The sequence below is a fragment of the Aliirhizobium sp. YIM B11859 genome, from assembly GCF_057163345.1.
The window spans coordinates 18766-33459 of record NZ_JBXHAY010000006.1; the positions used below are offsets into that span (position 1 = coordinate 18766).

11 protein-coding genes are annotated in these 14694 nt (G+C 59.2%); 10 read left to right on the plus strand and 1 reads right to left on the minus strand.

Going from position 1 to position 14694, the window contains the following annotated elements; all coding sequences use genetic code 11:
* The first annotated feature begins 1 nt into the window (after position 1).
* From AC2GXZ_RS21535 to AC2GXZ_RS21555, 5 genes are read left to right on the plus strand one after another with little or no spacing between them, the layout of a single operon-like run.
* Positions 2 to 1084: an ABC transporter ATP-binding protein gene (locus AC2GXZ_RS21535; protein ID WP_483761270.1), complete on the plus strand. Its 1083-nt coding sequence runs from the start codon at positions 2 to 4 to the stop codon at positions 1082 to 1084.
* 9 nt (positions 1085 to 1093) lie between these two features.
* The gene (locus AC2GXZ_RS21540; protein WP_483761271.1) at positions 1094 to 1861 is read left to right on the plus strand and encodes a sugar phosphate isomerase/epimerase family protein; all 768 of its coding nucleotides are present in this window, start codon (positions 1094 to 1096) and stop codon (positions 1859 to 1861) included.
* On the plus strand, positions 1858 to 3000 hold the full coding sequence (locus AC2GXZ_RS21545; RefSeq protein ID WP_483761272.1) for a Gfo/Idh/MocA family protein: 1143 nt from the start codon (positions 1858 to 1860) through the stop codon (positions 2998 to 3000). The genes AC2GXZ_RS21540 and AC2GXZ_RS21545 overlap by 4 nt, the downstream gene beginning before the upstream one ends.
* Before the next feature lie 18 nt (positions 3001 to 3018).
* Positions 3019 to 3888 carry an urea carboxylase-associated family protein gene (locus tag AC2GXZ_RS21550; protein WP_483761273.1) on the plus strand — a complete coding sequence of 290 codons (870 nt, stop codon included), beginning with the start codon at positions 3019 to 3021 and terminating at the stop codon, positions 3886 to 3888.
* Between the two features lie 46 nt (positions 3889 to 3934).
* Positions 3935 to 7549, plus strand: coding sequence for a hydantoinase B/oxoprolinase family protein (locus tag AC2GXZ_RS21555; RefSeq protein WP_483761274.1), 3615 nt, complete (start codon positions 3935 to 3937; stop codon positions 7547 to 7549).
* 758 nt (positions 7550 to 8307) lie between these two features.
* Here AC2GXZ_RS21555 and AC2GXZ_RS21560 read toward each other — a convergent pair.
* Entirely contained in the window at positions 8308 to 9045 is a 738-nt protein-coding gene (locus AC2GXZ_RS21560; RefSeq protein ID WP_483761275.1) for a hypothetical protein, read from the minus strand.
* A 101-nt stretch (positions 9046 to 9146) separates the two neighbouring features.
* Between AC2GXZ_RS21560 and AC2GXZ_RS21565 the strand changes: the two genes are divergently transcribed.
* From AC2GXZ_RS21565 to AC2GXZ_RS21585, 5 genes are all read left to right on the plus strand, one after another.
* Positions 9147 to 9911 carry a hypothetical protein gene (locus AC2GXZ_RS21565; protein WP_483761276.1) on the plus strand — a complete coding sequence of 255 codons (765 nt, stop codon included), beginning with the start codon at positions 9147 to 9149 and terminating at the stop codon, positions 9909 to 9911.
* A 525-nt stretch (positions 9912 to 10436) separates the two neighbouring features.
* Positions 10437 to 11681 carry an ABC transporter substrate-binding protein gene (locus tag AC2GXZ_RS21570; RefSeq protein WP_483761277.1) on the plus strand — a complete coding sequence of 415 codons (1245 nt, stop codon included), beginning with the start codon at positions 10437 to 10439 and terminating at the stop codon, positions 11679 to 11681.
* Between the two features lie 41 nt (positions 11682 to 11722).
* Entirely contained in the window at positions 11723 to 12646 is a 924-nt protein-coding gene (locus AC2GXZ_RS21575) for a carbohydrate ABC transporter permease (RefSeq protein ID WP_483761278.1), read from the plus strand.
* A complete protein-coding gene (locus AC2GXZ_RS21580; protein WP_483761279.1) occupies positions 12643 to 13473 on the plus strand; it encodes a carbohydrate ABC transporter permease in 831 nt (276 codons plus the stop codon). Before AC2GXZ_RS21575 ends, AC2GXZ_RS21580 begins: the two co-directional genes overlap by 4 nt.
* Positions 13474 to 13488: 15 nt before the next feature.
* Positions 13489 to 14649, plus strand: a complete 1161-nt coding sequence (locus AC2GXZ_RS21585) for an ABC transporter ATP-binding protein (RefSeq protein ID WP_483761280.1) — start codon at positions 13489 to 13491, stop codon at positions 14647 to 14649.
* The last annotated feature ends 45 nt before the right edge of the window (positions 14650 to 14694 follow it).

A 14694-nucleotide genomic window follows, 5' to 3' on the forward strand; every position in this document is an offset into this window, starting at 1 on the left:
CATGTCGGGTATCAGAATTTCGCAACTCACCAAGAGCTTTGGCCAGACGGAGATCCTGAAGGGCATCGATATCGAGATCGAAGACGGCGAATTCACCGTCCTGCTCGGCCCTTCCGGCTGCGGAAAATCCACGCTGCTCGGTGCAATCGCCGGTCTTGAAGATATCGATGGCGGCGCGATCGATATCGGTGGTCAGGATGTCAGCCGTATCGAAGCCAGCAAACGCGGCATCGCAATGGTGTTCCAATCCTATGCGCTTTATCCGACCATGACGGTATACCAGAACATGGCCTTCGGTCTGCGGGTGAATTCCGTTCCAAAATCGGAGATCGAAAAACGTGTTTCCTGGGCCGCCGACCTCCTGCAACTGACGCCGCTTCTCAAGCGCCGCCCGGCGCAACTGTCCGGCGGGCAACGCCAGCGTGTTGCGATCGGCCGCGCCCTGGTCAAGCAGGCCAAGGTCTGTCTGTTCGACGAACCACTGTCAAATCTGGACGCCAAGCTGCGCACCGAAACCCGCATGGAGCTGAAGCAATTGCATCAGCTTTTGCGCCAGACGATCGTTTACGTCACGCATGACCAGATCGAGGCGCTGACATTGGCAACACGCGTTGCGGTGATGAAAGCCGGACGCATAGAGCAATATGCGGCGCCCGAGGAAATCTACGAACGCCCTGCCACTCTTTATGTCGCGGGTTTTGTCGGCTCACCGGCGATGAACTTCTTCGAAGGCGTGGTCGAGACGTCTGCTGCCGGCCCGGCTTTGCGGTTTGGCGACAATGCGGTCTCGCTGGCGGCTTATCCGGCCAGCGGTGATTTGCGACCCGGTAGACTGGTGACGCTGGGCGTGAGGCCGGAAAATGTGTCACTTGCGCCCGTGATCTCCGAGGTCGGCATCGCAGCCGATGTGGAATTCATGGAGCCGATGGGCTCGGACACGCTGGGCATTTTCAAGGTCGGCGACAAAAGGGTGTCGGTCCGCCTGACGCCGAGCCAGGGGCGCTCGGTCAAGGGCCGCCAGTTTCTGGCGTTCGATATCGCGTCGGCATCCCTATTCGATACCGAATCCACCCTGCGAATTTGAGAAATAACCATGTCCTCGACAGAATTGTCCATCCAACTCCATTCTCTTCGCGCGCTCGACGACGTTTCACTGGCGCTCGACACTGCGGCGGCGGCAGGTTTCCGGCTTGTAGAACCGGTCGGCACGCATCTTCTCGCACCACAGGCGACGCGGGACTTGCTCGATGCGCGCAACCTGTCAGCCCCGACCTGCCATGTGCAGATGGAATTGCTGCGTGAAAGGCCAGAGGAAATCGCCCGTGCCTGCCAGATCATCGGCTCGAAATATCTGTTTGTCCCGGCGGTGCCGCCGGAAGAGCGCGACGCGCCGCTCGACCGCTGGCCGGCAATCGGGCAGGAACTGGCAGCGCTTGCCGTTCGGCTTGCCGACCATGGCATCGTGTTCGGGTATCACAATCATTACGAAGTGAGCATCGGGGAAGGGGAGCGGACGGCACTCGACCTGATCTTGGAGGAAAGCGCCGGGTCGCCGCTCGTCTGGCAGGCGGACGTCGCATGGCTTTTCCGCTGCGGCAAAGATCCGCTGCAGCTTCTCGAGAAATACAGGGATCGGCTGGTATCACTGCATGTGAAAGACCGCATCACGCCGATCGACAACGACCCGGAGGACAATTGGCGGATCGCCGGCGAAGGCGAAATGGGCTGGACCGACCTCTGGCCGGCGGCCGTCGACCTCGGCGCGAGATTCATGGTCATGGAACATGACAGGCCTATCGACCCGGTGCGCTTTGCGCATGAGGCCTTTCAAGCTGGACGTAAATTCGGAGAATTGAAATGACAAATCCCACAATCATCGGCTTTATCGGCTGCGGCAATATCAGCGATACCTATCTGGCGGGCGCGCTGCGTTCCGAGTTGGTCGAGGTCAAGGCTATTGCCGATATCAATCCCGAAGCGGCGGAGCGACAGGCAGCAAAATTCGGCCTGACGGCCGTCGCGATAGAGGATCTGTTGGCGGACCCGGCGATCGAGATCGTCGTCAATCTGACCGTGGCGAACGCCCATTTCGACGTTGCCAAACGTGTTCTCGATGCCGGCAAGCATGTGTATGGCGAAAAGCCGCTGACAACCGACTTCGCCGAAGCGCTGCTGCTGGTCGATCATGCGGCCAAGCTCGAATTGTCGATCGGCTGCGCACCGGACACGTTCATGGGCGGCGGCCATCAAGCGGTTCGAAAAGCCATCGATTCGGGTGTTATCGGGAAAGTCGTCGGCGGGGCGGCCACGATCATGCACCGGGGCATGGAGCATTGGCATCCGAACCCGGCAAATTTCTACAAACGCGGCGGCGGTCCCGTTCTCGACCTCGGTGTCTATTACGTCACCCAGCTCGTCAATCTTCTGGGACCGGTGAAAACCGTGACCGCGACGGCGACGATCGGCATTCCCCAGAGAACGGTTGGCACCGGCCCCAATATCGGCTCGACGATCGACGTTGAAATTCCGACCATGGTCAACGGTTCGCTGGAATTCCACTCCGGTGCCAATGTCGCGCTCTCTGCATCCTGGGAAGTGCATGCCCATGGCCGCAAGCCAATCGAACTCTACGGAACCGAAGGCAGCATCATCAACCCGGACCCCGACCTTTTTGGCGATCATCCCTTGCTTGCCAAGCCCGGCGGCGATTGGAAACCGCTCCCGATCGAGGAATTTCCGTTCCACGCCAGTAACGCAACGTCATCGAAAGGTCTCCCGATGGCCGATTATCGGATCATCGGTCTGCTCGACATGGCATCCGCGTTGAAGGAAGGGCGATCCTACAGGGCTGACGGGCGCCTGTCGCTTCATGTTCTGGAAGTGCTGGAATCGCTGCTGAGATCCGCCGAGGAGAAAAGACACATAGACCTGACGACACGCTGTGAGCGGCCCGCGCCGATGCCTTTCGGGGCCGACGAGACTGTCTTTGTGACAAGATGAAAGTAAGGCGAAGCTGATATGAAATCCCTATCCATGAGCGGCAGGCCGCAGGATGCCGAGGCTCGAAAGGCTGTCGCTCCGGTGATCTGCTATCCGACGGAAACGCTGCCGCGCCCGGACCTGAATGCCTATCGTGCCTTGAGGGACGACCTCGTTTTCGTCGAACGGGTGATCGTGCCGCCGCGCGAGGCTGCGAGCTGGTCGATCCCGCAAGGGCATTTTTGCCGCATTCTGTGCGAGCAAGGTCCCCAGGTTGGCGACCTTAACCTGTTCAACGCGAATGACCTTGCCGAGCGTCTCTATACCGGCAAGACCCGCGCGCTGAACGGTACCCATGTCGGTCCGGGCGATCAGCTTTTCTCCAACATGCCTTATGTCCGCGCCATTGCAACGATCACCCATGACACGCTCGACTGGTACGGGTTCGACAAATTCGGTGGTGCCGTCCATGACGTGATCGGCACGCGATGCGATCCCTATACGCACAACCTGCTCAGCCATGGCGACCAATACCACCATTGCTGTCACTCCAACCTGACGCGCGCCTTTTCGAAATGGACGGGTAAGCCGCTGGCCGAGGCCGAGGGCTATATCCACGACGTCCTCAACGTCTTCATGTGTACCGGCTTTACCCGTGACACAGGCCAGTATTTCATGAAGGCCAGCCCGGTGCGCCCCGGCGACTATCTCGAATTCTTTGCCGAGATCGATCTGGTCGGATGCCTGTCGGCTTGCCCGGGTGGTGACTGCTCGGCACAGCACTCCTCGGATCAGGCGGAATGCCATCCCCTCGTCGTCGAGGTCTATAGGGCAACGCGCCAGCCTGACGGATGGAGCCCCCCGAAAGTCAACGGCTACGATCGTTCACATGGCGTCGATGCAGGCTGACTGCGGTCAGCAGATATCAAGACCGATAAGAAGAAGGGCTGGAAACATGGCTGGACAGTGGGATTTCTGGATCGATCGTGGCGGCACATTCACCGATATCATCGGTCGTGATCCCGATGGCCGTCTGCACGCCAGAAAGGTTTTGTCGGAAAATCCGCGGGCCTATGAGGATGCGGCGGTGCATGGAATCCGCCAGCATCTCGGGCTGAAGACCGACGAGATCGTGCCCGCAGGCCTGATCGGCGAGGTGCGGATGGGCACCACCGTCGCGACAAATGCACTCCTGGAGCGCAAGGGTGAGCGACTGGCGCTGGTGACCACGCGCGGCTTTCGCGATGCCTTGCGGATCGGTTATCAGGAACGCAAGAAGATCTTCGCAACGGAAATCGTCAAGCCAGAGGCACTTTACGATAAGGTGGTCGAGATCGATGAGCGGGTTCTCGCCGACGGGACGATCGAGCGGTCGCTGGACGAGGAGGCCGCTCGGCACGCCCTGAACGCCTTGCGGGGCGAGGGCTATCAAGCGGTCGCCATCGTTCTCATGCATGCCTACAAGTTCCCGGATCATGAGATTGTCCTTGCGCGACTGGCCCGAGAAATCGGCTTCGAACAGGTTTCGGTCAGCCATGAAGTGTCACCCTTGATCAAGCTGGTCGGGCGCGGCGATACGACGGTGGTCGATGCCTATCTGTCGCCCGTGCTTGGGCGTTATGTCGCGACGGTCTCGAAAGCCCTCGACATCGAGCGAACCAGCGCCCGTGTCATGTTCATGATGTCGTCGGGCGGATTGACGGCAGCCGACATGTTCAAGGGCAAGGATGCTATCCTTTCCGGGCCGGCCGGTGGTGTCGTCGGCCTTGCCAAGACCGGCGAGCAGGCCGGATTTTCCCGCGTCATCGGTTTCGATATGGGAGGCACGTCAACCGATGTTGCCCATTTCGATGGCGATTACGAGCGTGCTTTCGAGACGGAAGTTGCCGGCGTGCGCGTCAGGGCGCCAATGATGCTGATCCATACGGTGGCTGCAGGCGGCGGTTCCATTCTTCACTTCGAGGCGGGTCGCTTTCGTGTCGGACCGGATTCGGCCGGCGCCCATCCCGGGCCGGCCTGTTATCGCAATGGCGGTCCTTTGGCCGTTACCGATGCCAATGTGATGACGGGCAAGCTGTCGCCGGAATTTTTCCCGGCGATCTTCGGACCTGGTCAGGATCAGCCGCTCGATATCGATATCGTCAAGGCAAAGTTCACGGCGCTTGCCGATGAGATCGGCGACGGTCGCAGCCCGGAGGACGTCGCCGACGGTTTTATTCAGATCGCCGTCGCCAACATGGTCGAAGCCATCAAGAAGATCTCGGTTCAGCGCGGTTACGACATCACGCGATATGCGTTGAATTGTTTCGGCGGCGCCGGCGGGCAACATGCCTGCCTGGTCGCGGACTCGCTTGGCATGACCAACATTCTCCTGCACCCGATGTCGGGCCTCCTCTCGGCCTATGGCATGGGACTGGCGGATATCCGCGCGAACAGACAAAAGTCTCTCGGCCTGCCTCTCGATCAAGCCGCGCCCGACGCTATTGCCGCCCTTGGTCACGACCTGAAGTCGGAATGCCTGGTGGACATGCGCGCACAGGGCGTTGCCGATGATGCCATCCAGACGATCTTGCGCGCGCAGATCCGGTATGCCGGAACGGACACGCTGATCGCCGTCGATGCGCTTTACCCGCTGATCGACAGCCCGCAGCGATTGCGAGAGCAATTCGAGATCCTGCATCGGCGCCGGTTCGGGTTCATTGCCGTGGACAAGCCCCTCGTCGTCGAGGCCGTTGAGGTGGAAATCATCGGCGGAGCCGCCAATTCCGTCGAAACGGAAAATACCGTCGGTAGTCAGGGCGAAGCGCAAGCCTTCCAGCAAAGACGTTTTTATTCGCAGGGCCGCGTGCACGAGGCAGGCGTCATTCTGCGTGAAGCCATGCTTGCCGGGCAGACGGTGACCGGCCCGGCAGTGATCATCGAGGCAAACCAGACGATCGTGATCGAAGACGGCTGGCAGGCGCGGCTGACTGCGAAAGAACACATCGTTCTCTCCCGCATCAAGGCGCTTCCCGAGCGACGTGCCATCGGCACCAAAGCCGACCCGGTGATGTTGGAAATCTTCAACAACCTGTTCATGTCGATCGCGGAACAGATGGGTGTAACCCTGCAGAACACGGCCTATTCCGTCAATATCAAGGAACGGCTGGATTTTTCCTGCGCCGTCTTCGATGCATCCGGCAATCTGGTGGCCAATGCGCCTCACATGCCGGTCCATCTGGGATCGATGGATGCTTCGGTTGCAACCGCCATTCGCGAAAACCCCGTCATCCATCCCGGCGACGTATTCCTGATCAATGCGCCCTATAATGGCGGCACGCACCTGCCGGATCTCACCGTCTGCACGCCGGTCTTCGACGGTGAGGGCAAGACCATCCGTTTCTGGGTCGCAAGCCGCGGGCATCATGCCGACATCGGCGGCATCTCGCCAGGGTCGATGTCGCCGCTCGCTACCCATATCGAGGAGGAGGGCGTCTATATTGATAATTTCAAGCTTATCGATCGCGGCCACTTCCGCGAAGACGCCTTGGCGGCGCTTTTGAGGGGCGCGCGCTATCCGGTGCGCAACCTTGCACAAAACGTCAATGACCTGAAGGCGCAGGTGGCGGCCAACGAAAAGGGCGTGGCTGAACTTGCAAAGATGATCGGGCTGTTCGGCGACGAGGTCGTCGACGCTTATATGCGCCATGTGCAGGACAATGCAGCCGAAAGCGTCCGTCGCGTGCTCGACAGGCTGAAGGACGGAAGCTTCTCCTATGAGATGGATCAGGGCTGCAAGATCGTCGTCAAGGTGACGATCGACAGGGAGAAACGAGAGGCAATCGTCGATTTCACGGGCACGTCCGCACAGCGGGAAGACAATTTCAACGCGCCACAGCCCGTTACGCGCGCCGCGGTGCTTTACGTCTTTCGTGTTCTGGTCGAAGCGGACATTCCCATGAATGCCGGTTGCCTGCGGCCGATCCGAATCGTCATTCCGGAAGGAACGATGCTGACGCCGCAATATCCGGCAGCAGTGGTTGCCGGCAATGTCGAGGTCAGCCAGGCCGTCACCAATTGCCTGTTCGGCGCCGTCGGCGCCATGGCATCGTCTCAAGGCACCATGAACAACCTTACATTTGGCAACGAAACCTACCAATATTACGAGACGATCTGCTCGGGCGCACCGGCTGGGCCGGGCTTCAATGGTGTCGATGCAGTTCATACCCATATGACCAACTCCCGGCTCACCGATCCGGAAATCCTCGAAACACGCTTCCCTGTCATGCTGGAGGATTTCCACATTCGCCCCCACTCTGGTGGAGAAGGTGAGTGGACGGCGGGCAACGGCACCGAAAGAACGATCCGCGCCCTCGAAAAGCTGGAATTCGCCATCCTCTCCGGCCATCGCCGTGTAGCACCGTTCGGTCTCGAGGGTGGCGCGGATGGCCAGATTGGCCGCAATGTCGTGCGGCGCAGCGATGGCACCAACGAGGTCTTGCCGGGCAGCGCCCACACCGTGCTGGATGCCGGCGAGGCATTTACCGTGGTGACGCCGACGGGTGGAGGGTTTGGCAGCCGACGAATTTGAAGTCCGCCAGTGCTGGACCGGATCGTGTGGGGAAACCCAAAGATTTGGTTCGGTGTCTCAACATCATTGCCGGATTGGAGGCCAGGAATGATACTGAGATGTAAGTCTCTTCCCTATCTCCCAAAGCCAACCGGCTCACTCCAGCGCGCTTGGCCACATCGAGCGCCTCGGCGCGGGCGCGATCCGTCAGGGGGTAAAATGGTTTTGAGGTTCACTCTGGGCGTAGCGTGCCAGTACGAGTTTTGCCGTCATGCGACTTGCCCCTTCGCGAACATCCGGATCGTTGCCATGCCAGCCACCAGCGCGGCGATCGAGAAGGCAACAGACAGGGGCGCGTATGTCACTCTGCTGAAAGCCACTCTCCACGTTCCCAAAGAAGCACTACATCGAGGACGAGGGGCTGCTCGACTTCGTGCTCGATCAAGATCCGCGACGGCAAGCCCGCTGGGCGCTCGGCCAGATCCTATCCCGGCTGCAGATAGCGAATGCAATCTTCGCGGGCATCCGCAAGCCCGAACTTCGTCTGTTCTGCGCCGCCAATCTCCCAGACTGACCCCAACAGCATCGCTTGCGCTATTCGCTGAGCCATGACGAAAGACGCGAACCTGTCAATTCCATCGCCTGATATAGTCTAGCGCGTTGTAGCTTTTAAGAGCTTCCGGGTGATTCCCATGAGGCCGTTTCCGATCCGTTGTCAAACCTCAGCCGATCAATCCTGCATCGTAAACTAAGAGATGAGATGATAAAGGAATATGGGATTAAGTCGTAGGCATGTCAGCCAGTTGGCCGTGTGAATGTAAGCGCCGACGGTCTCGGCTGTGACGGATGGCCTCCTCCATCACTGCTTTCGGGAATGTCACTTTTGACAATGCCGTTTGCAGGCGCCGGGAAGTTCCAGATAGATCGGGTAGTGCGGGGTAAAGGTTTCGCCTCTCGTCCGTGAGGTCAAACTCGGCTGTAAACGTGGTCTGCCCGGTCAGGCCGGTCTCGTCCAGCAGTCGGGCCAGCGCGACTGCCAAGCTGTAATGAGCGGCCACCATCCTCGGCGTCGTGAACGTCGAGGAGCCCAGCTTGTCCCAACGAGCATTCGCGCCTTTCTGTTTGGCGGGTGCGAGATAGGCTTCGATGCGATCTGCGACCCGCTGGACCATAAGCGCACGAAAATTCGCCACGCGCGTATTCTGGTATGTGCGTAGCATGAACCGGCGATCGCCCCGGGAGATTGGAAGATCGTAGAGCGCCGCCCAATCGAGCGTCCTTTGAAATAGTTCGAGAACCGTCAGGCTCGTGTCGCGCCAATCGTCGAACAGAAATTGCGCACCAGCAAACCGCTGATCAGGTGCTTTGCGGACATCTACGGGAACGCGAGTGCCATCCGACTTCTCGTCACCGAGCCATGCCCTTGCCTCCATCTCCGTAAGCTCCTGCATCCAAAGCTTGAGATTGGCTGAGCGAATTTTCTCGTCCGGATCGGCAAGTCCGATCGGGCGGACCACTGTCTGCTCGGGGAGGGGAGGAGCCGATATCTCTGGTGCCGTCTTTGGGGGCGGCGTCGTGCGAGGGGTTATGGTTTCATCCAGCGAAGGTCCTCGCCGGAGTGAAGATCGAGCCGATAGATGCGCCGGAACTCGCAGCCGAGTGTCCGTCTTGCATCTTGGGAAAGGGAAAGGCCTGTAATGCCCTTCTTGAGGGTAGCGAAGGCATTGCTGCTATCGTAATTCTCTTCGGCGTTCAGCATGCGGATGAAGTGATTTCGCTACGAGCGCGGGACTTTGGCAGCAATTTTGGCGTGAGCCTGGGTGACCTCGTCTTCGGGAAGCCTTCGGATACTGATCTCGGCCTCGATGTCGACGTCCCCGTAATCGTCTCGACCCGCGTCGAGCACGCTTCCGAACAGCCTGATTTCTGTTACCCGTGCAAGACGATCGGGATCATTGTTGATCGCACGTGCTCGCCTGATGACTTCACCGAGTATCGCCTGGGCCTTCTCGCGCGATATTTTCGCGCCAAGACTGTCCGCGAGAAGACGTCGGCCAAGGTCTGTCAGGTCCCAATCCAGGTTCTCGCCGCTTCCGCCGCTCCATTCAAGATAGCCTGCGACGGCAGTTTGCCTAAGAAGAGCGTCAGCTTCTTGCGCGGGAAGTTTGCGATCCTCGATGGCGGTCGCGAGGAGCGAACGCCCGCACCGTCTTTCATGTCTGGCGAGCAAATCGCGGATCGTGATAAGGTCCGTACCCGGTATGGCAGGATGTTTGGACATCTGAATGAAAAGGCTCTTGAATATAGTGGTCCCAGACTTGCGCATATCGCAGTTCCCTGCAACCCACCATCCGCGAAGGATTTTCCGGTGCCAGGGACATAACCAGCTGCGTGTCGCCCGAGGCGCTCCAGTTGGGCGCTGCAATTGGATCAAGACCGGTCCTTTGGTGACTGACCGTCTCCGGCGTGATGGCACTCCGCAGGTGATACGATAGCCTGAACAGACAGCGGCACTCCTCCTCCCAGCCGGTGTCCAATGATTTCGAAAAGCCTGCGCATTCCTCCCGCGCAGACTTTTTCGTTTCTGCCTACATCCCCAAGTCCAATTGCAACTGACCCTCATCGCGATCTTCGCCCTGATCGTTCGTCAGCGAGGATAGGGTCACGCCAAGCAACCGCGCCGACCCGCTTGAACGGATAACTCAAACGAAATGGCTTCCGGCAAACCCGGTGCGGTTCAATATCCACGTCTGCCGTTTTGGCCGCCAAAACCGGCTCGACAAAACCGGCGACGAAATCGTCGTTGACTTTTGTGAAATATCACAACATTCTAGGTTGAGGATGAGGAAGCATACCCGGCGGTGGAGGAAACGTCGGCCGGATATGCACAAGGATGGAGGAGATCCTGATGGCATACCTGTATTCAAAACGTACATTTGCGCGCAGCATTCTCGCGTCGGCACTGATGGTCTCGGTGTTCGGCGGCCCGGCATTTGCGCAGCAGGCAAAGGAGAAAATCACCTTTGCCGCAGCCATGTTTTCAGAGGCCGGCCGCGGTGACCGGACCAAGGCGTGGGTTCAGAAATTCAACGAAAGCCAGGACAAGGTAGAGGTCGAACCGATCGCTATTCCGTTCTCCAGCTTCGCCAATACCATCTTCACGCAGATGGGAGGCGGCGGCGGACCGGATCTCATCCGCTTCGATCAGATCGACTATTTCGCAGCCGTTCCGTCGGGCAAAGTGCTGCCACTCGAAGGTATTGTCGATCCGTCGCAGTACAAGTTCATCGGCCCGGACAAATACCTGCCCGTCGATGGAAAGCGCTACGGTGTTATCTTCGACTCCACCGGCTACGGGCTTCTCTACAACAAAGATATCGTCAAGGGCGCGCCGCCGACCAATTTCGAGGACTTCCTCAAGGTCGCGAAAGCCAACACTGGTGATGGCAAATACGGTTACGCGTACCGCGCCACGATGGCGGAGCGGGCCGGTTTCTGGCAGGACGTCTGCAATTTCGTCTACGGCTTCGGTGGTCGCTGGAGCGATGAAACCGGCAAGCTGACGGTCAACAGCCCGGAAGTCATTAAGGGCATTGCTGCCTACAAAGCTGTCTATGATCTCGATGTCATTCCGAAGGGAGCCGATGCGGCTACCTATCGGCGGATGTTTTGGGAAGGCAAGATCGCCATGAACGTCGATAACGGCGGAGTCGCAGCAATCTTTCACCAGAATTCCCCGAATCTTCCCTTCGCCGCGGCACCGTCGCCTTTCCCGACGCCTGCTCAGGGCTTGATCATGACCATGCTGACGATCAACGCCAACACCAAGCACAAGGATGCTTCGGTAGCATTCCTGAAATGGGCCCTGCAGCCGGAAAACCAAAAGGACCTGCAAAAAGCCATGGGGACCATCGTCGGCACTGTCGTCGAGCGCACCCCGGAGGATATCGCCGCTCAGCCATGGCTGACAGTCTACGACAAGCAGGTCGAAACGGCGGTGCCACAGCTAGTCATGGGCAACGAGACGAAGACGCCGGAGATCCAGCAGATCGTTCTCGAAGGTGTGCTCAAGGTCCTGCAGGGCGGAGAAGACCCAAAGGACGCCATGGACGCGGCCCAGCGTCTGATCGAGCGCCGGGTGCTGCGCCGCTAGTGGCGCTACCCGTAACCGTCCCGCATTTCAGATAGCGAGTGATGTCGATGCGATCATCCGGTTCACGCAGCGGGATAGAGGGCAGCCGGTGGACACCTTATTGGTTCGCCGCGCCTGTTGCCCTCTATCTTCTGCTGTTTCAGATCTACCCTCTTTTGCAGGAACTGAAGCTCAGCTTCACGTCGACTTCGCTTCTGTCGCCGGACGACCAGCTGTTCGTCGGTTTCGAAAACTATCTCTACATTTTCGAAACCAGCGATTTTGCGCAGGTTCTCTGGGTCACGTTGATCTACACGGTTCTCTGCGTGATCCTGGCGATCGGGTTCGGCCTCGGGACGGCGCTGCTCCTGAACAATCCCTTCACCGGGCGCGGCATTGCCCGCGCCCTGGTGACGGTGCCGTGGGCGGCTCCGCCGGTTGCGGTGGCGCTGATCTTCACCTGGATGCTCAATTCGCAATACGGCGTGTTCAATTATTCGCTGCGGGTCCTGGGGCTGCCCTTTTCCGGTGAGAACTGGCTGGACAATCCGTCGCTGGCTTTGCCGGCGATCATGATCACCACGATCTGGCAGATCTTTCCGTTTTCGTCGGTGGTGATTTTGGCGGCTCTCCAGGGAGTTCCCTCAGAAGTGCGCGAGGCTGCGGTCATCGATGGGGCGGATCGCTTCAACGTCTTCAAGACGGCTGTCTGGCCGACCATCCAGCCGACTGTCCTTCTACTCGCCTTGTTCGTCACGATCTGGTCGCTGCGACGCTTCGACCTGATCTGGCTCATGACCCAGGGCGGACCGATCGGTGCGACCAACACGCTGGTGATCGAGCTGTATCGTCAGGGCTTCGTCTATCGCGAATTGGGCAGCGCCGCTTCCATCGGTATGGTCGGTCTGGTCATCGCGCTGGTCGTGACAATCGTCTATTTCAAGATCTCGCAGCGGGCCGAGCGCGCCCAGGGGAGGAATGCATGAGAACCTCTCCCTGGCAGCACAGTCTACGCATGATCGGCGTCCTGGCGCTGCTCGGTGTCGCGGTATTTCCGATCTACTGGATGTTCGTGACGTCGCTGACCACCTCCGCGGAGCTTTTCGCCGCGACACCGCAATTTCTGCCCTCCCTGTCGGAACTGCATGTCTACAGGGATGTGTTCAACACCATTCCCGTCGCGACCTGGCTCAAGAACAGTTTCATCGTTGCCGCCGGCACGACGGTGCTCAGTATCGCTCTGGCGATCCTGCCGGCTTATGCGCTCTCGCGCTTCCGGTTTGCCGGCCTTGCCCTTCTCGGTTTCGTACTGTTCGCAACCCAGATGCTGCCCGAAGCGATGCTCGTCGTCCCCCTTTACGCGATCTTCGGCGATCTGGCCCTCTTGAACACGCTGACAGGCCTGGTCCTGGCCAATACGGCCTTCACCGTGCCGGTGATCACCTGGATACTCAAGGGCGCCATCGATGCGGTGCCGATCGAGGTCGAAGAGGCTGCCCGCATGGAAGGCTGCTCGAAACTCGACGTGGTGCTATTGATCGTGGTTCCGCTCATTGGCCCGACACTTGCGGCAGCTTCGGTCATCGCATTCTTCAACGGCTGGAACGAATACGTGTTTGCCCAGACGTTGATCAGCAGCGAAAGCCTGCGCACCGCTTCGGTCGGTCTTGCCGGTTTCGTTGGCGAGCTTTCGACACCCGTCCATTCAGTCATGGCAGTCGGCTTCATCTACACGCTTCCAGCCGTTCTCTTCTACCTTCTTGTCCAGCGTTACGTCGTGGCCGGTATGACGGCCGGTAGCGTCAAGGGCTGATAAAGGATCTTCGACATGGCATCCATCACCTTGAAAAGCGTCAACAAGAGCTTCGGCGCCAAGGAAGTAATCAAGAATATCGACATTTCCGTTCCGGATGGCGAGTTCCTTGTTCTTCTCGGCCCGTCGGGCTGTGGGAAATCGACGCTTCTTCGCATGCTTGCGGGCCTAGAAAGCATTTCCGGCGGAGAGATCATGATCAACAACCGCCGCGTCGACAATCTGCCGCCAAGCGACCGCGATATGGCCTTCGTGTTTCAGTCCTATGCGCTCTACCCGCATCTGACAGTGCGGCGGAACATGACCTTTCCGCTGATCATGAAACAGTTCCGCTGGTGGTACCACCTGCCGATTATCGGAGCTCTTGCCAAACGCAGGATCGAGAATTCGCCGCAGGTCAAGGAAACGGTCATGCGCAACGCCAAAATTCTAGGCTTGACCGAGATGCTCGACCGGTTTCCCCGCACGCTCTCAGGCGGACAGCGCCAGCGCGTCGCTCTGGGCCGGGCAATGGTGCGGCAGCCCGAAGTCTTCCTCATGGACGAGCCGCTTTCCAACCTCGACGCCAAGTTGAGAACATCGATGCGTGCCGAGATTTCCAAACTGCATGCCGATATCGGCGGCACGTTCGTCTACGTCACCCATGACCAGGTCGAGGCGATGACAATGGGAAGCAAGATCGCCCTGATGCGTGACGGCATCGTCCAGCAGTTCGGTTCTTCGCGCGAGATCTATACCGACCCTGCCAACACCTATGTGGCACGTTTTATCGGCACACCGCCGATGAACCTCATTGAGGCCGATGCGGCAGCCGGTACTGTTAGCGTCGGCGGCATTTCGCTTGCATTGCCGCAAAGCCTGGCGGCCGCGGTCAAGACGAATGGCAAGGTCCTGTTCGGCATCCGTCCGAACGCGATCAAGCTGACGCCCGAGCTTCAGCCGGGCAGCGTCGAGGGTACGGTGTCGCTTGTCGAGCATATCGGCGCGGAATCGGTGATCGCCGTGACGCTTCGCAATGCCCGCACTGCGCATCGCGAAGAAGGTGAACTCGACGCCGTCATGGTGACGGAGCAGGGCTATACCGGCCTTAAGGCCAGCGATCCCGTTTCGCTGTCGTTCAACTTCGACGAGGCAGTCCTGTTTGAAGCCGATACCGGACTGCGGCTGAGGCCCTGAACCCGGGATAGCAATTGGGCCAGATAATCATGACGCGTGACTATG